Below are 23,536 nucleotides of genomic sequence, written 5' to 3'. Positions count from 1 at the left end.
CTACCTATTAAAGCTTCTCTGTTTGATATATTCTTTTAGCAAATCTAATGCTCTATAAAACTGTTTTATGAATAATAATCCTGTAGACATTAAGAATGTCACAATAGCAATCAAATACTCCTGACTCGACTGAATATGGAAATAGTCATTATTAAACATCCATTCAACATTATGAAAACCTAACACTCCAGCTTCTTGGAAAGCATTTATAGCATTACCAATACACATTAGAGCCAGTAAAAATATAAAAAATGGTGTAACATTAAACATAAAACGATTGAGTATTTTCCATTGCGCTGTAGCCGTAAAATATACATATATAATTAAAGCTAACAGCACTATTCCTAGAATTAACCCAGCAAGAGTTCCTAATTGTTGCATTGACGAGCCAGAAAATAATGCAAAGTAAAATAAAATAGTCTCTATAATTTCACGAAAAACACTAATAAAACTAAGAAAACCTATACTAAATAAGCTTAAAGTTGCTAAAGATTTCAAGCCTTGAAATGCAGTGAAATTAACATATAAAAGCATTGCTAATGCTATCAAGCTTGCAATAGCTTCACTCATTTCACGAGCTCTACCTAATACTGCATTATGGAAAAATACACAAACAATTGCTAGAACTATGCCTATAACCAAAGCTGCTATACAGTTTTTGTATACGCATGATACTTCTTTTGTTCTATCAACTTCTCTAAGAGCAGAACAAATCATTGTAATAATTATAAGGGCTTCAGAACCTTCCCTAGGAATAATCCAAAATGAAGATGATAATGCTGCCAAAAAATCACTCATAAATAATTCCTTAAGATTGTTTATTAAGAATCTTTGCTTCTTTGCTTAACTCTTTGCAAATATCTAAACGAGCTTTATTTATTTTTACAAGTTGATTCTTAGAGGCCGGTTGCTTGAGCATATCAGAGTAACCATGAAATGAATTTTCTATACTAAAGATATCGGCTGGAGAAGTATATGATCTATATTTAATTTCCATAATATTGTCATAAACATCCCAATATGCACTATCAGAAACTTTTACTGCTTTTATACTATTGTTATTTTGATAAAGAGCACTCGCCTGTTGTAGCATTGAGCAGATTTTTTCAGTTTGACGATCATATAGTGATCTCTTACTAATAACTGTGGAGTCTGACTTTTTAGTTGTAGTATTTAATGCTCCAAGAACAATAACTACTATAGCAAGTATAATAATTATAGAGATAGGAAGTATTATTTTTCTCATATATGGAAGTATTTGCAAAACATTCCAACATTATATGAAAATGATAACCATTATCAAGGATGTTACAGCAATAAAATACGCCTATTATTCAGCTTCCTTTTACATTTTTAAAAATAACTAAACTTTAAAATTCAAGCTCGTTTTGAGAAAAAGCTATCAGGTGAGTAAATTATTTGATACCGACATCAGACAAGATTATATTTTTTACCTTTTCTAACTCCTCAATATAAAAGTTTTTATTATCTGCAAAACGATGCTGTGGTACAAGTATAGAAATTCCAAAACTTCCTAAAAAGGTATTTATTGCGGTAGCTATACTTACTATACCTTCCATAGTTTTGCTATGGTCATATTCTACGCCATAAACTCTTATTTTAGCTATTCTCGCAAATAGATTTTTATTATCGGCAATCTCTTCTCCTAAAAGCTCTATAATTTGATCATCTGTATATAAAGATAAAAGAGCTCTACCTGGAGCTGTAGTATAAATAGGTTTATCAAGGACACCTATTCTTGGAATAACTTGCAGTTCGCTATTTGCTATAAATCTATGCATAACAATCAAATCGGCATTATTTGATTGAGTCAATACAACTGTTTCTCCAGTTTTTTCACTAAGTTTACGTAACAAATTTTGTGTTAAAGAAACAATATCAGCATATGATGATGAAGCTAACTTGAAAATCCCCGCTCCAAGCTGAATTTGCCCAGCCCCTTCACTTCTCACAAAACCTTCGATCTCAAGAGCCGCCACTATCCTTTGCACGGTAGATCTTGGTAAATCAACTTCTTTTGCAATATCTCCCAAACTCATGCCTCCAGGAGCATTACTAATACTTTGCAGAACTTTAACTGCCCTACTTATTACTTGAATCTTTTTGCTTTCACTCATTAATTAACTTTGAAAATATTAATTATTAATAATTTTATCTTTTTTATTGCAAAATTGCTAAAACAATATTGCACCACAATTCAATACACTGTATCATAATTTATGATATTAAGATAAAATGTATAAGATGTCAAAATGATTGTAATTTCTATCAATGGTTTATTAATTTCTCCTATTGTTCTATACATAGGGCTTGCTTGTATATTAATAATTATAACTAATTTAACTATCTCAAAAACATTATGCTATTACACTAATTTAAAGCTCTCTTGGTTAAACTTATTATTATTTATATGTTACCTTGGTGTTGTTATGTTCTTGCTTGGAGCCTAATATGCCTACTAATAAAAAGATAAGTTCTATAGCTGGATTTTTAGTTATTCTACTAGCAATTTTTTCACTGTATTCAATATGGCAACACTATTTTTATTCTCCATGGACTAGAGATGCTAGAGTTAGAGCTAATATAATAACAATATCTCCTGATGTCTCTGGATTTGTTACAAAAGTTTATGTAAAAGATATACAGAAAGTAAAGAAAGGCGATTTAATATTCTCTATTGATGATGAAAGATATGTCGCAGATTTTAAAAAAAACAAGCTATTGTTGATCATGCCCAATTAGCTTTAGATCTTGCTCAACAGCAATATAATAGAAGAGAAAAGTTAGGTAAAACTGGATCTATAAGTAGAGAAGAGTTAGATGATTACTTAATGACTGTTAAACTTAAACAGGCAGCACTTGAAAAAGCAAAAGCCGATTTTCTGACAGCAGATATAAATCTAAAAAGAACTAGAATATATGCCCCTGTTAGTGGAACCATAAATAATATCAATTTAAGACAAGGTAATTATGTAAATGCTGGAAAACCAGTAATGTCTATAATAGAAAAAAATTCTTTTTACACTACAGGATATTTTGAAGAAACTAAAATTCCAAATATAAAAATAGGGAAAAAAGCAGAAGTTCAGCTAATGAGTGGTGGTAAACCTTTATATGGATATGTAACTGGGATCGGTAAAGCTATAGCAGATGATAATACTAGTTTAAATAGTCAACTTTTACCTAAAGTACAAGAAACATATGATTGGGTGAGACTATCAAAAAGAATTCCCGTTGATATATCTCTAATACAAATACCAAAAAATGCAAACCTAGTAGCAGGGATGAATGCTTCAGTTAAAATATTATGATAGAAGAAATTTTCACAAAAAATAATTTTATATATACTTTCAAATCATTTCTTGCTTTAACTCTTGCCCTCATAGTATCAATAGGTTTGGATGTCGATAAACCTATGTGGGCTATGATTACTGTTCTTTTTATACAAACTAGACCTGAAACAGGCTTTATTATTGAGAAAGGAGTTCTTAGAATAATCTCTTCTTGTGTAGGGATTATTGTAGGCTTTATAATAATCAATTTATTTTTACCATTCCCTACTTTAGCAATATTTTTCTTATGTGTGTTTATTTCTATTACAATGTTTTTTTCTGTAAGTATGTCTCATCCAAATTTTATCTATGCTTTAGCTATAGCAAACACTACATGTACAATAATTATCTTTGATTCTATGGCAAAGCCATTATTAACGAACTCTGAAAGTATTTTCCATATTGGATATTCTAGATTTACAGAAATAATGATTGGATGTTTATGTTCTTTCTTAGTTAACTATTACATATTCCCCGTAAAAATTAAAGATAGGCTTAAAAGCAATGCTGATGAGTCTCTTAACCTAACCGTTAACTATATAAAGAATGTCTTTTCTATAAAAAATTTTTCTAATAATGAAAAGCACAATAAAGAGGTAGAAAGTATTCTTAATAGCCTTATAGTTTTAGATAATGAACTAAGTGCTAGCAAATATGAAAGTTATAATAGTAAAATCTACAATGATTTTACTATCAAGATTATTGAATTAATTCAATCAGCTCATTTCTTAAGAAAATATACTATAAAAAACAAACTAAACACCTCTTTTAGAGAAAAACTAAACAAAATTGGACATAAGCTAAGTAGGTTTGATTCTGCTAAAGATAAATCTATTCTAATATCAGATAATAAGCTAATAAATGAGGTAATTATAAGATTTAATTCAGTTGTAGAAAACTATAACTTAATAGTTAATAATGAAATGCCGAAAGCAAGAAATGGAGAATACTTTAAGTTCAAAAATTATAATAATGTTGCATTAGCATTTTTTACTATTTCTAAAGCTACGTTTTTAATTATGCTGCTAGCATTTATCTGGATGAATACTCAAGGTAACTCAAGTCTATTTTCAATGTTATTCTTACCTTGTCTTCTATCCCAACTAATGATACCTGCTCCGAATGGTGCTAAACTAATTAAAGAGAATATTATTGGAATAATAATAGCTATTCCTATTGGTATATTCTTTACTCTAAATTTATTGGCTCAAGTTGAAGGTTATTTTGAACTACTTATATTAGTATTACTCATAGCACTCTTTTTTTCCTATTATTATAATGCCTAATCCTAAGTTTAGAGAATATAGTCTTGGATTTTGTATAAGCTTAATTTCTCTTGTACAACCAAGTAATCACATGAACTTTGATATTGCTAGATCTTTAACTATAGGATTAAGTGCTATAGTTGGCTGCTCCATGTTATGGTTAATTTTTATGATATACCCTCACTCACCATATACAATTACAAGAAAGTTCGCTGTTAAATCAATCATTAAAGATAGAAAAAGTTTAAGAACCGGAAGGATATCAAAAAATAAATACAATGCAACTATTATAAAAAAAATACTTTGTATATACAAAAACAGAAAGGATGACGATTCTTCAGAAAGAGATATCGACTTTGCTCTTAATAGCCTAGCAAAAGCTATTTAATAACTTTTGACATTAATATATATATTACTAGAAATATATACAAACCTTAATCGTTTTTCCAAAAAATGCTGGATTGTGTTATACAGTAGCACAATGTAATATAAATTATTAGATTAATGCTCAAGAGAAGTCTGGGATATTTGACAAGTCATATCTCTTTCTAATAAGGACTTAATCATGATTGTAACTTCTATTAATGGTCTAATTTTCTCTCCTATTATATTATTTATAATTATTGCCTGTATATTAACAGCTATAAGTAGCCTAACTATATCAAAGGTATTATGTTACTATACTAACTTAAAACTATCCTGGGTAAATCTATTACTATTTATCTGTTATTTAGGTTTAATAATATTTTTATTAGAAGGTTAAAACTCAAATGCCAAATAAAAAAACCAAATCTTTACTTAGCGCAGTTATTATAGCACTTGCCTTATTCTCACTATATTCAATATGGCAATATTATTTTTACTCACCATGGACAAGAGATGCTAGGATTAGAGCAAATATTATAACTATAGCCCCAGACGTATCTGGATTTGTAACAAAAGTTTATGTAAAAGATATACAGAAAGTAAAGAAAGGCGATTTAATATTCTCTATTGATGATGAAAGGTATGTCGCAGATTTCAAAGAGAAAGAAGCCCTTGTTGATCATGCAACATTAGAGCTAAAGCTTGCACAGCAACAGTATGGAAGAAGAGAAAAATTAGGCAAAACTGGATCAATAAGCAGAGAAAAATTAGATGACTATCTAATGGCAGTTAAGCTTAAAAAAGCCGCCCTAGAAAAAGCAAAGGCTGACTTTTTAACCGCAGATATAAACTTAAAAAGAACACGAATTTATGCACCAGTCAGTGGAACTATTAATAACCTAAGTCTAAGACAAGGTAATTTTGTTAATGCTGGGAAACCTGTAATGGCTATAGTTGAAAAAAATTCTTTTTATGTCACTGGATATTTTGTAGAAACTAAAATCCCTAATATAAAAATAGGTGAAAAAGCTGAAATAGAATTGATGAGTGGAGGAAAACCACTATATGGTCATGTAACAGGAATTGGTAGAGCCATAGCTGATAACAATACAAGTTTAAATAGTGAACTATTGCCTAAGGTTCAAGAAACCTATGACTGGGTAAGGTTATCAAAAAGAATACCTGTAGATATATCTCTTGATACAGTACCTAAAGATATAGATTTAGTAGCGGGTATGAATGCTAGTGTAAAAATATTATGATAGAAGAGATTTTTACACTAAAGAACCTAATTTATACTTTTAAAGCATTTCTTGCTTTGACTATAGCTCTTTATGTATCAATGAGTATGGGGCTTGATAAACCTATGTGGGCAATGATTACTGTTCTTTTTTTACAACGTAGACCAGAAACAGGGTTTATAGTAGAAAAAGGATTTCTTAAGATTGCAGCATCAGCAATAGGTATTATTGTAGGTTTTATAATAATTGATTTATTTTTACCATATCCAGCATTATCAATATTCTCTCTATGTATTTTTATTTCTATTACAATGTATTTTTCTGTAGGGATGTCTCACCCTAACTTTATATATGCTCTTGCATTAGCAAATACAACTTGTACAATAGTTGTTTTTTTCTCTGTTGCAAACCCTTCTCTTACAACATCTGAAAGTGTATTTTATATTGGATACTCACGTCTCACAGAAGTGACTATTGGATCTTTATGTTCATTTTTTGTAAATTATTTTATTTTTCCTATAAAAATAAAAGATAAACTTAAAGAAGATTCATCAAAAGTTCTTGATCTTACGATTAACTATATTAAACATGTATTTAATATAGATGACTTTTCTAATAACTCAAAGCATAATAAAGAAGTCGAGGATATTCTTGATAATCTTATAAATTTAGATAATGAATTAAGTGCCAGTAAGTATGAAAACCTTAATAACAAGGTTTATAATGACTTCTCCATTAGCATAATAAAACTAATTCAAGCTGCCCATTTTCTAAGAAAATGGACTGTAAGAAATAAACAGAACAAAGTATTTAAAGAAAAATTAGATAGAATCGCTCAAAACTTAACTAATCTTAACTCTGATACATATACCTCTGATTTTGAATCAAAAGATAAATCAATAAGTGAGGTCATCAAAAGGTTTAGGACTGTCATAAAAAACTATGATTTAATAAACAAAAATGAACCTTCCGAAAGAAATCATAAAGAATATCTAACGTTCAAAAATTATAATAATCCAATATTAATATTTCTTACTGTCTCTAAGACTATATTTCTATTAATAATTCTAGCCTTATTTTGGATGAATACACAGAGCAATTCAACTCTATTAACTATGCTAATTATACCTTGTCTTTTATCACAACTTTTTATCCCAGAGCTTAGGGCTACAAAATTGATAGGTCAAGCTATTACCGGTATGATTATTTCTATTCCTATTAGTATTTTCTTCACACTAAATTTATTAGCACAAGTTGAGGGATATTTTGAATTATTAATGTTAGTTTTGATAGTAACTTTATTTTTACCTATGATGACTATGACTAATCCAAGGTTCCAAGCTTATAGTCTTGGATTTTGCTTAGGAGTAATCTCTCTTGTCCAACCAAGTAATCATATGAATTTTAATATTTCTGGTACTTTAACTATAGGATTAAGTGCTATATTTGGCTGTATCGTATTGTGGCTAACTTTCAAACTATATCCTCATAGACCATATGCTATTACTAGAAAATATACTATTAAATCAATAATAAATGATCATAAAAAATTACGCCGTAAAGAATTGTCAAAGGAGCAATATCAAGCAACTCTTATAAAAAAAATACTTTGTATCTATAAAAATAGAAAAGATGATTACTCTTCTGAAAGAGATATTGAATTTGCATTAGAAAGTTTAGCAAAATCTATATAGTATAATTGACTCTAGAATATTTTTGATTTATAAAATCAACTTGATAATTCGCCTTTCGAAAGCTAAATGGATATTCGAGTTTCAAATTATGAACATCATTATATACTTGTTCTATCAACTTTATCCTCTGCTCTCTTAAAGGAGTTTTTTGACCTACAATATCAAGTAAATTAAGATTATATTTCCATTGCTCATCACCAAGCATATGATAGTACTTTAATGAGCTACTATCAAAATTAAATCTATGAGTCTTACTATCTTTCATTCTAGCAAGAGTTCTAATTAAATCATCTTTATTTTGCTGCCAAAGATTAGCTAAAAATATTGCTTGGCATTCGGATAAAACAAAAGGTAATGTTTTCCAAGGTAGTCCTACAAATGCAAGATTTGAATATTTCTCATGGAGTAATTGATTATATAATGGCTCTACGATATTATTTTTTGTCGAAACTATATCTTGAGATAAAAAAGGAAAATCATATTTATAACCAGTACAAAATATTATTTCATCAATTTCTATTTTATTTTGATTCGCTGTTATTGCTAGACAACCATCTTTTGTTTTCTCAATTTCTTGTACACCAGAAATAAACTTGATTCCTTTTTTAAGATTTTGTAAATTATGCAGCTCTTTTTGATTATCTAGATCTCTTAAGGAAACATAAACTTCTCGATTACTGTTTAATAATTCGTGAGATATATCCATACCAGATGATGAATAACCAATACACAAAACTCTCTTACCATGATTATCAGGAGATCTATAAATTTTACTATGAGTAATATGATCCTTTACACTATCGATTCCTTCAACATCAAAAGGAATTTTAGGCATATTAAAATGACCATTACATACTATAACAAAATCAAATTTTTCCTTAAAATTCTTTTGATTCGTAAAATATGTAAGCTCCCATATAGTTTTATCTGATAACTTTTCTATAGGTTCTAATTTAATAACTTCACTATTTAACTGAACAAGCTTATCTACTTGCCAAGCTTTTGCATTATCTTCTAAATAAGCTCTAACTTTATCATAATTTATAAAAGATTTATCTACCTTATAGGAAACTATTGCATTCTCAAAAGCCATTATCTCCTTGGGCAAATTAGTTCTGAGGCTTTTGTATAAAACACCCTCTTGTTCACGATAATTCCAGACTCCTGCAACATTATTAGTTTTTTCAAAAACTTTTACATCGAAACCGTTATCCAAAAGAACTTTTGCACTAATTAGTCCACTAGCTCCTGCTCCGATAATAGCTACTTTATTCATAAAGCTACCCTGAAATATTACATTTATACCCACTAAATTTACGTATATTTATTACTCCAGTATCAAATATTAAATACTGCCCTTTTATACCCATAAGCTTAGCATTAATAACAGGATCTTTATCCAAATTAAAAGATTTAATTTTTGTAGGATACTCAAGCACAGGATAATTTATATTTTGAATACTCCCTTCTACTGGCTCAACACTATTTTCGCCATGTTTAGCTTTTATTTGAGCTATTTTATCATTTGATTTTTTGATCAACTCATCTCTTAAAGCAGCAAAATCAACACTATTATCTGGATCGCCTTGGAGCATCTTACGCCAATTAGTCTTATCAGAAATATGTTCTTTTATAGCAACCTCTACTAGTCCTGATATTAACCTACTCTCAACTGCGAATATTGGAATAGCTTGACTAGCTCCTTGATCTACCCAACGTGATGGTACATTTTTCAACTTAGTGATTCCCACTTTAGTATCTCCAGTATTTGCCAAATAAACTATATGCGTTTTCATACAGTTTTTCTCACCCCATTCTGAGTCTCTACAAGTACCTTGAGCAAAGTGACATAGCTCTGGCTTAACAATACAGATATCACATTCTGGCAATCTCCTCATACACATAAAACAGTGTCCTTGAGAATAGCTTTTTTTTGTCTTAGCCCCACAAGAAACACAGTTAATCTCATTTAAAAATTCTATTTTTAGATTCTTACCAATATAATCATTTATACAAATATCTTCTAACTGATAAATAGCATTATTTTTATCATCTAAAGATGTATCCATTTTATGTAAATTAACAATCTTATCCATTTTATTGTTTTTCTAAGTATTAAACTATCTTTTAGAATATCAGACTTTAAAACTAGTTAAAATGCTTGATTTTATTAGCTATAATCAATTTATACAAAATAATATGCTTTAAATATGAGTGTCAGACTAGATAAATGGTTATGGGCTGCTAGATTTTATAAAACTAGAGCTTTAGCAAAAAAAGCTATCGAAGGTGGTAAGGTTCACTTTCAAGGCCAAAAAACAAAAGTCAGTAAAACTGTAAATATTGGTGATACCTACGAGATTCAACAATCTCATATAAAAAAAACTATAGTTGTTGAAGCTCTAGACGAAGTTAGAAAATCTGCCACAGAGGCGCAAAAGCTCTATACCGAGACATCTGAAAGTATTGAAAAAAGAGAGAAAGAAGCTCTGCTAAGAAAAACAGCGAGTCTACAAAGTCACGAAAAACCAACTAAAAAACAACGTAGGCAAATAATTGGTTTTAAAAGAAATGATTAGTTACTAAACTTCTCAATCATTTTTAGAACTACATAGATTATCGCACTAATTATTAGTGAAATAATACAAACCTTTAATGCTATAGGAAATAAGTGAATAAATATTGTAATAATTGTAACAATAATTAAAACACCTACAAATATCGATAAAAACTTATCCATTTTCAACAACCCCTTATTTAATAATAATTTTTGCAAACTTACGCTTTCCTACTTGGAAAACATTCTCAGTACCTTTACCATAAACAGCCTTATTATCACTAACTTTATCACCATCTATTTTGACAGCTCCTTGCTTAATCATACGATTAGCTTCAGAAGTACTAGAAACTAATCCAGCCTCTTTCAGTAAGTTAGCAATAGGTAGCTCTTGATTTAATTCTACAACATTTATGTCATCAGGTATCTGATTTTTTTGAAATCTTTGTATAAAATCTTGATGAGCCTTCTCAGCATCTTCCTTAGAATGGAACCTCTCTATCAACTCTTTAGCAAGTTCTATCTTTATATCTCGAGGATTTGCTCCATTCTTAACCTTTTCTTTTAGCTCTGCTATGAGTTCTAAAGATTTAAAGCTTAATAGCTCATAGTAACGCCACATAAGGTCATCAGATATAGACATAACTTTACCAAAAATATCATTAGCAGGCTCTTCTATACCAATGTAATTTTGACTAGACTTAGACATTTTCTTGACACCATCTAGACCCTCTAAAAGAGGCATAGTGATGATAACTTGTGGCTCTTGACCTTTCTGCTTTTGTAGCTCTCTGCCCATTAGTAGGTTAAACTTCTGATCTGTACCACCTAGTTCAATATCAGCATTCATAGCTACAGAATCATAGCCCTGTACAAGTGGATACAAAAACTCATGAATTGATATTGACTGACCACCTTTATATCTTTTTGAAAAATCATCTCTTTCAAGCATTCTAGCTACTGTAGATTTTGAAGCTAGTTTAATCATGTCACTTGCTGACATTTTATCAAACCAGTCGCCATTGCGACGTACAACTGTTTTTTCTTTATCCAAAATCTTAAAAACTTGCTTTGTATATGTCTCAGCATTTGCAGCAACTTCCTCAGCTGTAAGAGGAGGTCTTGTAGCGTTCTTACCAGTCGGATCACCAATCTGAGCTGTAAAATCACCAATTAAGAAATGAATTTCATGCCCTAAATCTTGAAGTTGTTTTAACTTATTAATAACAACCGTATGACCTAGATGAATATCTGGAGCTGTCGGATCACATCCAAATTTAATAATTAATGGCTTATTTTTTTCTAGCTTTTTTACTAATTCTTCTTCGATAAGGACTTCATCTGCCCCTCTTTTGATAATTTCTAAAGTCTGCGCTATAGTCGACATTATAGTTTTAATATATAAATTTCTTTCAATAAAGCAAAATTATATCACAAAACTCTTTTATACACTTAATAAAACCTTATACTTATCTTAAAGTGAAAATATTTTATAAATAATGAATATCTATATTTCTCAAAGTAACAATATTTACTTTAACCTAGCATTTGAAAATTGGCTTTTTTTAGAAAAACTTCAAGATAAGAAGATACTATTTTTATGGCAAAATGCCCCTTGTGTTGTCATAGGTAGAGCACAGAACCCATGGCTTGAATGTAATCTTGATGGTATGCAAAAAGATAATATCATAATGGTCAGGCGTCAAAGTGGCGGAGGCACAGTCTATCATGATTTTGGAAATTTAAACTACACCATTATTTCTCCTAAAAATGAACATGATATAAAAGCTAATCTAGATTTAGTTTGTAGTGCTGTAAAAAAGTTAGGTATTGATGTATATGCGAATGAAAGAAATGATATAGTTGTAGATCATCATGGATTTACTTATAAAGTTTCAGGTAGTGCTTTCAGAGAAAAAAAAGACAGAGCATTCCATCATGGTACTCTACTGATAAATGCTAATACTAGAAAGCTTTACGATTATCTTCATCAACCAATTGATACGTCTTTAGATACAAAAGGAGTAAAATCACATCGTTCTAAAGTTATAAATCTAGCTGAAATAAATCCTGATATACAAGTTCAAGATGTTACAAAAGCTTTTTTGACTAGTTTCAATAGCAGTGAACTAAGTTTAATAAATGAAGAGACCCCATTAGAAAACAAACGAATAATAACTAATGAAATAGAAAATCTCAAAGATTGGCAATGGCGATTTGGTAAGACATTGCCTTTTAATAAAGTTTATACTCAAGGTGATAAAGAAATTAAAATAAAAATTGAATCTGGATTTATAACTGAAGTTAATGGTAACGATAAGAACATAAATATTTCAGATAAAAAACTTAGATTTAAACAATCATATGATTTTGATTTTTTTAAGAAGTTATTAGATTAGTAAAATAAAATTCTTTTTAATTAGGTTCTGTGCACAAAAAAAGCTAAATTAGATTGAAAATAGCTAAACCGTTGTTATTTAGAAGTTGAAAGACAATAAATACCAAGGGTTTAGCAAATGCATTATCATATAAAAGAAGTATTCTGGTCAAGTATTTTATTATTCTTAAAATCACAAAAAGGTATACATACCAATGATGAAGACAAATTAAGATTGTTTATTGAAGCAGTATTTTATGTATTACGTACAGGCTGCCAATGGAGAATGTTACCATTTTATTATGGTAAATATAGATCAATACATAAGCGTTTTAAGGATTGGAGTGATAAAGACATATTCTCTAAATTATTTAAGTCAGTGCAAAATCCTGATTTACAAGAAGTTATGCTTGACTCAACGATAGCAAGAGCACATGCCTGTGCTACAGGATATGACAAGAATGATAACCAAGCAATTGGTAGATCAGTTGGTGGAGTAACCACCAAGATTCATGCTATGACCGATGCTTTAGGCAACCCGCTGGAAGTATTACTGTCAGAAGGTAAAACTCATGATAGTAAAGTGGCAATAGACCTACTACAGAAGGTATATAATACAAAAGTTATCGCTGATAGAGCATATCACTCTAATGAAATTAGAGAACATATTCAAAATATATCCTCTGAAGCTGTTATTCCCTGCAAATCAAATACTATAAACCCTATAGATTTTGATATTCAAATATACAAAGAAAGACATTTGATTGAGAATTTCTTTTCTAAAATTAAGCATTTTAGAAGAGTATTTTCTAGGTTTGATAAAACCATTTCAGCATATCTGGGTATGATTAAATTAGCTTGTACTTTTATTTGGCTTCGATGAGAATTTATTTTTGTGCACAGAACCTATCCAAATATTGTTTAGTCTCTTCTACAAATCCTTTTGTAATGAGCTGAGGTCTTGTAATTGCTGAACCAATCACTAAGCTATAAGCTCCTACATCAAATGCACTTTTTGCTTCTTTATGTGTTGATATACCACCTTCAGCTATTACAGGAATTTCTAAACTCTTCGCTAGTTTACTAATAAGTTCAATATTAGGTAAAGGTTGTTCTTTCGTCTGACGAGTATAACCACTTAGCGTCGTTGCTACTAGATCAAAACCTAACTCTTGAGCATATATGCCTTCCTCAAAGTTTGAGCAATCAGCCATAAGCAATAGTTCTGGAAATTTAGTATTAATTTCAGCAACTAGATCTTTTAAGTTTTGACCATTTGGCCTTGTACGAGATGTTGCATCTAGAGCTATTATATCCACACCTGAGCTAGCAATCTCTATTACCTCTTTGATAGTAGGCGTTATAAATACTTCTGAGTTAGGATATTCTTTTTTTAAAATACCTATAATAGGCAAATCTACTTCTTCTTTGATAGCTAATATATCTTTTTTAGAATTCGCTCTAATTGCTACTGCTCCTCCCTGTTTAGCAGCTAATGCCATTTTTGACATTATAAAAGGACTATGAAGAGGCTCATCTTCTAATGCTTGGCATGAAACAATTATTCCTCGAGGCAAAATATCTATTACATTTTTTTTTTCATCACTTAAGTTTTTCCTAATAATAATAGTTACGATTTTTTGTTATATAGTATGCTCCTATTAATCCTGCAGTATTTTCTAAATGAGCTTTGACGATTTTAAGCTTGCTATGTATAGGTAATGCTTTTTCCTGAAAACTAGTATTTATATCATCAAACAACATCTCACCTTGTGAGGATATACCTCCACCTATAACAATAAGCTCTGGATCAAACATATACGTGATATTTAACAACACTTCAACAATATTATTAATAAAATTCTCATATACAATGACAGCTTCTTTTTCTGAATCTCTTATTTTTTGAAATAACTCTATGCCATTAATCTCTTTATTAGTCAGAGTTTTATAATTTTCAAGGATTCCCTGAGTTGATACTATTTTATCAAAACAGGAATTATTAACTGGAATATACCCTGCTATAACTGCACTGTTGTTACTACCTTTATATAATCTTTGATTTAAAATAAAAGCCCCTCCAACACCTGTACCAAGTGTTAGACAAATAAAGTTTTTACTATTTATAGCAGCTCCTTGATACATCTCCCCTAGAGCAGCACAATATACATCATTTTCAACATAGGTTTCTATGTCTATTTTAGATTGTATCTTTTCTGCCAGATTGCAACCAGTATAATCAGGAAGATTATCATTAGTATAAATAATTTTTCCAAGCTCAGCATCAACTTGACCAGCAGTACTAATACCTATTTTTTGAATATTGTATGAATTTAGAATTTTCTTACTATAATCAATTAACTTATTAGGAATAGTATCTCGACATGAATTTTTAGGAGTTGGAAACTTACCAAAGTTAATTATTTGCCCATAAGTATTGATAACACCATACTTAATATAAGTTCCACCAATATCAAAGCATAAAGTATTCATATTTCTTCTCTTTGTAGTTTATTTTGCAGATGATATAGGTTCATTAACACTCTTGTACGTTAAACCATAGATAGGTTTAGCATCACGTAATACAAAACTAAGTAGATAACTTATAACTACACTAGAGATAACTCCAATTAACCCATAATACATAACATATATACTTGTTTGCTTAACAAAATATAAAACTACTACACTAGCTAACACACCAATAAAAGCCGCATTACCAGTAACTCTTTTAGATAAAATACCTATAATAAATGCCCCTGCAATCGGCCCACCAAATAATCCTAATATTGACTGAAATAACATTTGTAAATGAGCTTGATTAGTTATAGTCATATATAAGGCAATTAGAGTACCTATAATTCCTGCAATAATAATTACAATTCTCGCTAATAGAACAGAGCCTTCTTCACTAACATTTCTAAAGAAGCGATCCTTAATATCTGTAACAAAACAAGCTGAAATACTATTTAAACTACTAGATATTGTTGATTGAGCTGCTACAAAAATCGAAGCAACAATAAATCCAGCTATTCCTGTAGGCAACTGTGTCACAATAAAGTAAGGTACAATTGAATCAATATTTAAACCTTTAGGTAAAATAGCTGAATTTTGCTGATAGAAAATGTAAAGTAAAGTTCCCATCCCAAAGAATATAAATATAACACAAAATGCTAGCTTTGCATTAAGATATACAGCTTTATTTGTTTGGTGAATATCCTTAGTTGTATTATATCTTTGAACTACATCTTGACTCCCTATATATTGATATAAACTATTAAATATCCCTCCAATAAAAATACCAACAATAGTTGCATGAAAAAGACTTAAGCCAAAATCTGCGTGAGTTAGAACTTTTCCTTGATTAGCAACAGCATTATATATTGCATGCTCTGGGTGATTAATTTTAAATAATAAAAATATTATAATTAAAAGTGCTCCCCCAAGAAGTAATATACCTTGGATTACATCAGCCCATATCACGCCCTCTATACCTCCTAAAAAGGTATAGACAACACATAACACACCTATAGCTATTGCTAAAAAGACAGGATTAATATTTATTACTGACTCAAGAGCAAGAGTTGGTAAATATATGACAGTTGCAACTCTAAAAATATGAAACATCATAAAAACGATACTTCCTAAAAGTCTCATTTTTATATTAAAACGACATTCTAGATATTCATATGCACTAGTTACTTTTAGCTTCCTAAAAAAAGGTACTGCAAATATTACAACTAATGGAGCTATTGCAACTATTGATAAATTATTAAAGCCCATAACCCAATTTTGACGGTAAGCTAAGGCAGGTATCGACATAAAAGTAATCGCACTTAATGTGGTTGCAAAGATACTTATCCCCGCAGCCCACCCAGGAACTCGTCCACCAGCTTTAAAGAAATTATCTGCACTCTTACCACTACGCTTAGAAAAATATACTCCTATAAGTAACATTCCAAGCAAATATAATATTAAGACAATATAATTTATAAAACCTAGCTCTACTTTCATGTGCCAACCTCCTTTCAAACTAGAACTTTTTAGATATTAGAAATATTTAGCATTTAACTGTTTAAGTTGATTAACTCTACTTTCAGATATTGCTTTAAATGGTTTCTTACATATCCCAGCATTGGCACCTTGTATATGTAACATAGTCTTTAGTGACTGGAAAAAACTTTCCTTTAATAAGCCTGAGATAATATCATTACACTGATGCTGAATCTCTCTTGCTTGAGCTACTTGACCTTTATTAACAAGACTAAAGATTTCTTTTGCACGCTTACAGTTTATATTGTAAGTACTCCCTATGGCACCATCAACGCCTAAAGAAACTGATGATAATAACAACTCATCAAAACCAGCATAAATAATTTTATCTGGAAACTGGTATCTAATTCGCTCAAGCAAAAATAAATCTGCTGCAGTAAACTTAACTCCTACAACATTCTTAATAGCAAATAATTCTGAGAATTGCTCAATAGTCATATTAACCCCAGTCAACATTGGGATTGTATAAATCACCAATTTATTATCAACTTCGCTAGCAATTGTTTGGTAATAATCTTTGACCTCCTCAAAATCAAACTTATAGTAAAAAGGAGTAACTGCTGATACAGCATCATATCCTAAAGATGTAGCATATTGTCCTAGCTCTACTGCCTCTTGTAAATTAATAGAACCAATTTGAGCAATTAATGTAACTTGATCTTTAGCTTCATCTTTAGTTATTTTAAAAATTTGTTTTTTCTCTTCTGTTGAAAGCATGAAGTTTTCACCTGTACTTCCTCCAACATACAATCCATCAACATTTTGTACATCTATGTTAAAGCGAATTATTTCTCGCAACCCATTTTCATCAATTTGCCCATGCTCATCAAAAGCCACCATTAATGCTGAAAATATACCCTTCATATCTGAATCCTCTCTTATATTTGTATAACCTACAAATAGTTGGTTTTTATTAAAAAATACAAAATGTTCTCGTGAACATTTTTTTGAAATAAAATTACTCTAGATTTGATCTAAAAATAATCTTCGGTTCAATAAGTTGATGTCTACTTTTATTCTCATCTAAACTCCCATGCAATAAAGAAAACATTTCTTTAGTTGCTAAATAGCTCTGTGTAGCATGATTTTCCTTGACTGTTGCAAATATATCTCCACTAGATATAAAATTATAAATATTCCCATTCATCCCATTACTAACTACAAATAACTTAATATTAGGTATACGAGTTTTTATTGCTCTAACAATTTCTGTCAAATAACGACTACTATAAATTGCAACAACATCTTCTGTTATATACTCATCAATAATTAGATCGATATTAGCTAAAATATTTTCAATATAAACAGGCCCAACTATATTTAAGTTTTGAGATTCTGCTTCTTTATAAAAACCTTCCAAATACTTACTAGACGATATTTCATCACTTTTTGTATCTAAAATAAGAATTTTTTCATTGTGTCTGATCAATGGTGAGATAATATTTGCTGATATTTTCCCTGATTTATTATAGTCACTACCAATATGTGGAATATCATTACTAATAGCTATATCTAATGTTATAAATTTAATTTTTGGATTTTCTTTTATTATATCTCCTATTTGTTTTTTCAATTGAGGAATTATAATAATTCCATCAGGAGCTTCTTCTTTAATAACCTTCTTAAGCTGATAAATCTGCTCTTTAGGAGTATCAATATTTGTTTCTATAATATTTAACTACAACATTATAATTTTTAAGTTCCCTAGACGCTCTTAATAAACCATCTTTAATATCTAAACAGTAATTTTCATTAACTGAGTTAATAATAAAAGCATATATTTTTTTAATTTTTTTTGTTGCTAAAGAACTGCCTATTAGATTTTTACTATAGCCAAGATTTTTTGCTAAGTTTAAAACTTTCTGCTTAGTCTCTGGTCTAATACTACCATTACCCATCAATGCTCTAGATACAGTAGTTCTAGAGATATTAAGCTTTTTAGCAATATCTTTTTGAGTTGCCATACAGTTAATTCTATCTAGTTAATACTCGTGTGTATTTCTACGCTAAAACAACGCATAAGCATTGTCAATAAATTAATCAGCACTTTAATCATCATATTTTCTATTTAATTTTTTGAAAATTTAAAAACTCTAGATTTATAACATAAAAGACTTTTTGATTATGGCTAAATATTTAGAAAAATCATGAAATATCAATTTGATTGAATTGTTTTTTAATGCTTACTTTTTGTAGAAAAGAAGGCTCCCACACTAATAGCAAATATAAAAGGCAAAATAAAAGCATCAACCACTGTTACAACAATATTTTGTATACTCATTTCTAATGAATTAACTTCGGTGTTCATATTTTTCAAAAGATAAATCAAACCAAAAGTAAGTAGAGGTTTTACAATCATAAGAGCTAATACAGTTACTGCTACTCTAAGCATATAAAAGAAATTATTTTTGATTATAGCAAAATTACTAGATATTGATTCAAAAACACCTTTTTGATCTAAAAGTACCGCAGGCATCACAGTTAGGAATAACAATATAGTTATAAAGATACCTATATATTGTAAAAACATTGTCAGCACTGACATTACAATCATCGAAAGCAAGAAAATGCCTATAAAAGGAAATACTCTTTTTGGAAATATTTGTAGAGCTACTCTTATAGCATCAGACGCTTTCATCTCATGCTTAACCATAATCCCCTGTAATATAATTATCATTGCATAGACAAATATAGTTGCTACCATGATTACTAAAATCATTAGCGCTAAGATATTTCCTCCTGGAAAATTATCAGGAAGGTTCTTTCCACCACTTTCGATATACTCAGCCATACCATGCTGCATTAGATATACTAAGCAAAACTCTGATATAAAAGAAAGCATAAACGCCAAAGCAAAAGTTATCTTAAATGCTCTTTTATATATAGTAGTAGCTAGTGAAATTGTTTCTTTAAAGTTTAAATTACTCATACCCAAAACACTCTTTTAACAAATAAAACAAGCTAAAATATAACATAATTTTTAATATTTTTGTGCCTTAAAAGTAAAGACATGCAATAAAGTTAAAAAATAATACTAAAAAAACTTGTAAAATCTGACATCAGTACCACCTTATATTAAATAGATTATTTTAACAACGCCGAATAAAGGAATAATAATATGGAAACAATGAAAGGAACTACTATTCTTTGTGTTAGAAAAGGTGATAAAGTAGTAATCGGTGGTGATGGTCAAGCAACTTTAGGTCATACTGTAGCAAAAGATAATATTGTAAAAGTTAGAAAATTAAATGGTGGTAAAGTACTTACTGGTTTTGCAGGCTCAACTGCAGATGCTTTCACACTATTTGAAAAATTTGAACAAAAATTAGAATTTTACCAAGGAAACTTAGAACGTGCAGCTGTTGAGATGGTTAGGGAATGGCGTCTAGATAGAATGCTAAGTAAGCTAGAAGCTATGATTATAGTAGCTGATGAAAAACTATCTCTTTTAATTTCTGGGGTTGGTGATGTAATGGCTGCAGATAAAAATGACATTATATCTATTGGCTCAGGTTCTACGTATGCACGTTCTGCAGCTACTGCTCTTGTTGAAAACACAGATTTTTCAGCAGAAGAAATTGTTAGAAAAAGTCTAACTATCGCAGCTGACACTTGTATTTATACAAATCATAATTTCACTATAGAAAGTTTAGAAAACAAAAAAGGATAGTTATACCATGGCAGAAATAATGACTCCAAAAACAATCGTACATGAATTAGAAAGACATATTATTGGTCAAAATGATGCAAAGAAAGCTGTAGCTATCGCATTACGTAACAGATGGCGTAGAATGCAACTTGATAGTGAAATGCGTCAAGAAGTCACTCCTAAAAATATCTTAATGATTGGTCCAACAGGTGTTGGTAAAACAGAAATAGCTCGTAGACTTGCAAAACTAGCAGATGCTCCATTTATCAAAGTAGAAGCTACTAAATTTACAGAAGTTGGCTACGTTGGTAAGGATGTTGAGTCTATTATCCGTGATCTAGTTGAAATGGCTGTAAAAATGAAGCGTGAAGATGCTAAAAAGCAAGTTACAGAAAAAGCTGCTAGATTAGCTGAAGATAGAATTCTAGATGTTCTAATTCCACCAGCAAGAGCAACTGAATCTAAGGTTGGATTTGCTAATGAGCCAGCAGAAGATGCTTCTTCTAAGAAAGAAAAAGAAAATAAAACTCGTGAAATTTTTAGAAATAAAATAAAAAATGGCGAGCTTGATGATAAAGAGATTGAGATTGAAGTAGCTGCTGCACCTAAGAGTATAGGAGTTATGGGACCTCCAGGAATGGAAGACATGACAAACCAGCTTCAAGATTTATTTTCTAGTCTAAGTAGTGACAAGAAGAAAAATAAGAAGATGAAAATTAAAGATGCTATCAAACTTGTTCAAGATGAAGAAGCTGCTAAGCTTATCAATGAAGAAGATATAAAAGCTCGTGCTTTAGAGTCAGTTGAACAAAATGGTATTGTATTTTTAGATGAGATTGACAAGGTTTGTAAAAAATCTAGTAACTCTGGAGCTGATGTATCTCGTGAAGGTGTTCAACGTGATCTACTACCTTTAGTAGAAGGCTCAACTGTCTCTACAAAATATGGCATGATTAAGACAGATCATATACTATTTATCGCTTCAGGGGCGTTCCATGTTGCTAAGCCATCTGATCTTATCCCAGAGCTACAAGGTAGATTGCCTATTCGAGTTGAACTAAAATCACTAGAAATCGAAGATTTTGTAAGAATATTAAAAGAACCTGATTGTTCTATCCTTAAGCAATATATAGCTCTAATGAAAACTGAAGGTGTTGAACTCAGCTTTGATGAAGATGCTATTAGAAAAATAGCTGAAATATCTTATCAAGTTAACGAAGAAGTTGAAAACATTGGAGCTAGAAGATTACATACAGTTATGGAAAGACTTTTAGAAGAAATATCTTTTGATGCTCCAGAACTTGATAATAAAACTATTAACATAACTACTGAATATGTTAACGAGAAGTTAGGAACATTAGTTAAAAATAAAGACCTAAGCCAATACATCCTATAGTACTAACGTCATATAGCAAATACTTATTCTTTATCGTATAATTATCTACTCTTTTAATTACAATCATTTAGAATGTCAATAAATTTTTCATTATTTAAAAATGCTTCGAGACTATTATTAATAACACAACTTGTTTCAACAATTAGTTTTGCTGTTCTTTACTCTACTCTAGTTTTATTTATGACTCAAGGACTTGGATTTACAGTTACTAAGGCTAGCGCTGTGATGGGAGTTTTTGTAGCATTTAATTACGGACTTCATCTTTTAGGTGGCTATGTAGGTGGTCGCTTAATTAGTTATAGATCTCTTTTTCTAATCGGCATGTTATTACAAACAATAGCCTGTTTATTTTTATCATTTCCATCTACAGAAAACCTATATATTGCTTTAGCATTATTTTTATCAGGTAGTGGTATGAATGTGCCATGTATAAACATGATGCTAACACAACAGTTTGAGAATGATGACAGTAGTCGAGAAAGTGCTTTTTACTGGAACTATGCTGGGATGAATATTGGCTTTTTTATAGGATTTACTGTTGCTGGGGTATTCCAACAAGATAATAGCTACAACACTTTATTTCTATTAACAGCTATCACAAATGTTATTGCATTTATACTTTTAGCTACTAGCTGGAAGACAGTTGCAGATAGAACAACTCCTCTAGTTAAAAATGTTGAAAAACTTGGAGCACATATCTTAGTAAAAAATAATTCATTTGCCTTTATTATTATACTTTTAGTGATTGCTTTATTATTTTTAGCACTTCAATACCCTCTAAATACCAACTATATAGTCCTTGGTATCGGTATATTATTACTAGCTATGTTTATTCCTATAGCAAATGCACAACGACAGAAAGAACAAAAAGAAAAAGTTTATGCCTATTTTATATTAGCTTGTTTTGGTCTTGTTTTCTGGTCGGCTTACTCCCTTGCTCCAATGGCACTTACTGTATTTACAGAAGCAAATGTAAATAGACATTTTTTAGGGTTTTTAATACCTACCCAATGGTTCCAAAATGTAAATACTATAGTTATAGCTATAGGTGGCATGCTACTGCCAAGTATATTAATAATCATCCGTAAACGATTTATTTTTTCTTTCCCAATGCAGTTTTGTTTTAGTATTATTTTTATGGCTATTGGGTTCTTAATGCTTATCATAGGTATATTATGTGCAAATACCGCAGGGTATACTGCTGCTATCTGGCTAATCTTAAGCTATGCTTTCCAGTCTATTGGTGAGCTACTAATTGGCCCTACTGGTTATGCAATGGTTGGTAAACTTGCAAATCCAAAGCTTCAAGGTTTAATGATGGGATCATGGATGGTTGTAACTGGCGGCACATCAGGGGTTATAGCTAGTTTATTATCAATGCTAGTTGCATCTCCAGATATACATGCTACACCGACTCAAACAAATTCAAGCTACCTAATATTATTCTCTATTTTAACTTTAGTAGCAGCTATTGCAGCATTTTTAATGTATCTAATAATCCCAAGAATTAGAAAACTTGCTCACATCTAAGTATAGATTAGCTATATTTTACCCCAACTATATCTTATAATTGATTAACTAGATT

General features: G+C 30.1%; 24 protein-coding genes and 1 pseudogene. 11 read left to right on the top strand and 14 right to left on the bottom strand.

Annotation, left to right across the window (positions count from 1 at the left end; translation table 11 throughout):
- The 3 genes from FIP56_RS04765 to FIP56_RS04755 all read right to left on the bottom strand — a co-directional run bounded on the left by FIP56_RS04765 (position 1) and on the right by FIP56_RS04755 (position 2,138).
- On the bottom strand, positions 1-798 hold the full coding sequence (locus FIP56_RS04765) for an FTR1 family protein (RefSeq protein WP_192577806.1): 798 nt from the start codon (positions 796-798) through the stop codon (positions 1-3).
- Positions 799-808: 10 nt separating this feature from the next.
- On the bottom strand, positions 809-1,246 hold the full coding sequence (locus tag FIP56_RS04760) for a hypothetical protein (protein ID WP_192577805.1): 438 nt from the start codon (positions 1,244-1,246) through the stop codon (positions 809-811).
- A gap of 169 nt (positions 1,247-1,415) precedes the next feature.
- Positions 1,416-2,138, bottom strand: coding sequence for an IclR family transcriptional regulator (locus FIP56_RS04755; protein WP_192577804.1), 723 nt, complete (start codon positions 2,136-2,138; stop codon positions 1,416-1,418).
- A 334-nt stretch (positions 2,139-2,472) separates the two neighbouring features.
- On the opposite strand from FIP56_RS04755, the pseudogene FIP56_RS10440 reads away from it, so the two are divergent.
- The 5 genes and pseudogenes from FIP56_RS10440 (at position 2,473) to FIP56_RS04725 (ending at position 7,919) form a co-directional block, all read left to right on the top strand.
- Positions 2,473-3,332: pseudogene (locus FIP56_RS10440) on the top strand (HlyD family secretion protein).
- Positions 3,329-4,639: an FUSC family protein gene (locus tag FIP56_RS04740; protein ID WP_281062970.1), complete on the top strand. Its 1,311-nt coding sequence runs from the start codon at positions 3,329-3,331 to the stop codon at positions 4,637-4,639. Before FIP56_RS10440 ends, FIP56_RS04740 begins: the two are co-directional and overlap by 4 nt.
- Entirely contained in the window at positions 4,632-5,006 is a 375-nt protein-coding gene (locus tag FIP56_RS10400) for an FUSC family protein (protein ID WP_281062969.1), read from the top strand. Before FIP56_RS04740 ends, FIP56_RS10400 begins: the two co-directional genes overlap by 8 nt.
- A gap of 382 nt (positions 5,007-5,388) precedes the next feature.
- Positions 5,389-6,246, top strand: coding sequence for an HlyD family secretion protein (locus tag FIP56_RS04730; RefSeq protein ID WP_192577801.1), 858 nt, complete (start codon positions 5,389-5,391; stop codon positions 6,244-6,246).
- Positions 6,243-7,919, top strand: coding sequence for an FUSC family protein (locus FIP56_RS04725; RefSeq protein ID WP_192577800.1), 1,677 nt, complete (start codon positions 6,243-6,245; stop codon positions 7,917-7,919). Before FIP56_RS04730 ends, FIP56_RS04725 begins: the two co-directional genes overlap by 4 nt.
- Here FIP56_RS04725 and FIP56_RS04720 read toward each other — a convergent pair.
- Both FIP56_RS04720 and FIP56_RS04715 read right to left on the bottom strand, forming a co-directional pair.
- On the bottom strand, positions 7,912-9,195 hold the full coding sequence (locus FIP56_RS04720; RefSeq protein ID WP_192577799.1) for an NAD(P)-binding domain-containing protein: 1,284 nt from the start codon (positions 9,193-9,195) through the stop codon (positions 7,912-7,914). The two genes, FIP56_RS04725 and FIP56_RS04720, sit on opposite strands and share 8 nt — an antisense overlap.
- A gap of 4 nt (positions 9,196-9,199) precedes the next feature.
- Entirely contained in the window at positions 9,200-10,015 is an 816-nt protein-coding gene (locus FIP56_RS04715) for a DUF2797 domain-containing protein (RefSeq protein WP_192577798.1), read from the bottom strand.
- A gap of 114 nt (positions 10,016-10,129) precedes the next feature.
- On the opposite strand from FIP56_RS04715, the gene FIP56_RS04710 reads away from it, so the two are divergent.
- A complete protein-coding gene (locus FIP56_RS04710; protein WP_192577797.1) occupies positions 10,130-10,498 on the top strand; it encodes a S4 domain-containing protein in 369 nt (122 codons plus the stop codon).
- On the opposite strand, the gene FIP56_RS04705 is transcribed toward FIP56_RS04710, so the two are convergent.
- Together FIP56_RS04705 and tyrS are read right to left on the bottom strand one after the other, a co-directional pair.
- Positions 10,495-10,659, bottom strand: a complete 165-nt coding sequence (locus tag FIP56_RS04705; RefSeq protein WP_191092495.1) for a hypothetical protein — start codon at positions 10,657-10,659, stop codon at positions 10,495-10,497. The two genes, FIP56_RS04710 and FIP56_RS04705, sit on opposite strands and share 4 nt — an antisense overlap.
- Positions 10,660-10,672: 13 nt before the next feature.
- Positions 10,673-11,863 carry a tyrosine--tRNA ligase gene (gene tyrS, locus FIP56_RS04700; RefSeq protein ID WP_192577796.1) on the bottom strand — a complete coding sequence of 397 codons (1,191 nt, stop codon included), beginning with the start codon at positions 11,861-11,863 and terminating at the stop codon, positions 10,673-10,675.
- A 112-nt stretch (positions 11,864-11,975) separates the two neighbouring features.
- Here tyrS and FIP56_RS04695 point away from each other — a divergent pair, with 112 nt between their 5' ends.
- Positions 11,976-12,875 (top strand): lipoate--protein ligase, encoded by a 900-nt coding sequence (locus FIP56_RS04695; protein ID WP_192577795.1) that lies wholly within the window; start codon positions 11,976-11,978, stop codon positions 12,873-12,875.
- Between the two features lie 117 nt (positions 12,876-12,992).
- Positions 12,993-13,736: an IS5 family transposase gene (locus tag FIP56_RS04690; protein WP_192576991.1), complete on the top strand. Its 744-nt coding sequence runs from the start codon at positions 12,993-12,995 to the stop codon at positions 13,734-13,736.
- Between the two features lie 4 nt (positions 13,737-13,740).
- Here FIP56_RS04690 and FIP56_RS04685 read toward each other — a convergent pair whose 3' ends face one another.
- The 7 genes from FIP56_RS04685 to FIP56_RS04655 all read right to left on the bottom strand — a co-directional run bounded on the left by FIP56_RS04685 (position 13,741) and on the right by FIP56_RS04655 (position 19,835).
- On the bottom strand, positions 13,741-14,430 hold the full coding sequence (locus FIP56_RS04685; RefSeq protein ID WP_209451859.1) for an N-acetylmannosamine-6-phosphate 2-epimerase: 690 nt from the start codon (positions 14,428-14,430) through the stop codon (positions 13,741-13,743).
- 40 nt (positions 14,431-14,470) lie between these two features.
- The gene (locus FIP56_RS04680) at positions 14,471-15,346 is read right to left on the bottom strand and encodes an ROK family protein (RefSeq protein ID WP_192577794.1); all 876 of its coding nucleotides are present in this window, start codon (positions 15,344-15,346) and stop codon (positions 14,471-14,473) included.
- Between the two features lie 18 nt (positions 15,347-15,364).
- On the bottom strand, positions 15,365-16,867 hold the full coding sequence (locus FIP56_RS04675; RefSeq protein WP_192577793.1) for a sodium:solute symporter: 1,503 nt from the start codon (positions 16,865-16,867) through the stop codon (positions 15,365-15,367).
- A gap of 36 nt (positions 16,868-16,903) precedes the next feature.
- Positions 16,904-17,770 (bottom strand): N-acetylneuraminate lyase, encoded by an 867-nt coding sequence (locus FIP56_RS04670; RefSeq protein WP_192577792.1) that lies wholly within the window; start codon positions 17,768-17,770, stop codon positions 16,904-16,906.
- 94 nt (positions 17,771-17,864) lie between these two features.
- Entirely contained in the window at positions 17,865-18,521 is a 657-nt protein-coding gene (locus FIP56_RS04665) for a substrate-binding domain-containing protein (RefSeq protein ID WP_245323106.1), read from the bottom strand.
- A gap of 37 nt (positions 18,522-18,558) precedes the next feature.
- Positions 18,559-18,870: a LacI family DNA-binding transcriptional regulator gene (locus tag FIP56_RS04660; RefSeq protein ID WP_192577791.1), complete on the bottom strand. Its 312-nt coding sequence runs from the start codon at positions 18,868-18,870 to the stop codon at positions 18,559-18,561.
- Positions 18,871-19,082: 212 nt separating this feature from the next.
- Positions 19,083-19,835 carry a hypothetical protein gene (locus FIP56_RS04655; RefSeq protein WP_192577790.1) on the bottom strand — a complete coding sequence of 251 codons (753 nt, stop codon included), beginning with the start codon at positions 19,833-19,835 and terminating at the stop codon, positions 19,083-19,085.
- A 189-nt stretch (positions 19,836-20,024) separates the two neighbouring features.
- Here FIP56_RS04655 and hslV point away from each other — a divergent pair, with 189 nt between their 5' ends.
- From hslV to FIP56_RS04640, 3 genes are all read left to right on the top strand, one after another.
- Entirely contained in the window at positions 20,025-20,576 is a 552-nt protein-coding gene (gene hslV / locus FIP56_RS04650; RefSeq protein WP_192577789.1) for an ATP-dependent protease subunit HslV, read from the top strand.
- A 7-nt stretch (positions 20,577-20,583) separates the two neighbouring features.
- Complete coding sequence (gene hslU / locus FIP56_RS04645) at positions 20,584-21,951, top strand: ATP-dependent protease ATPase subunit HslU (RefSeq protein WP_192577788.1); 1,368 nt, start codon at positions 20,584-20,586, stop codon at positions 21,949-21,951.
- A 72-nt stretch (positions 21,952-22,023) separates the two neighbouring features.
- On the top strand, positions 22,024-23,481 hold the full coding sequence (locus tag FIP56_RS04640; protein ID WP_209451858.1) for an oligopeptide:H+ symporter: 1,458 nt from the start codon (positions 22,024-22,026) through the stop codon (positions 23,479-23,481).
- Positions 23,482-23,536: the final 55 nt, after the last annotated feature.

The organism is Francisella sp. LA112445 (genome assembly GCF_012224145.1).
Classification (GTDB): domain Bacteria; phylum Pseudomonadota; class Gammaproteobacteria; order Francisellales; family Francisellaceae; genus Francisella.
Note: the sequence above shows the minus strand (reverse complement) of the source record. Positions and strands in the feature narration are given on the sequence as shown.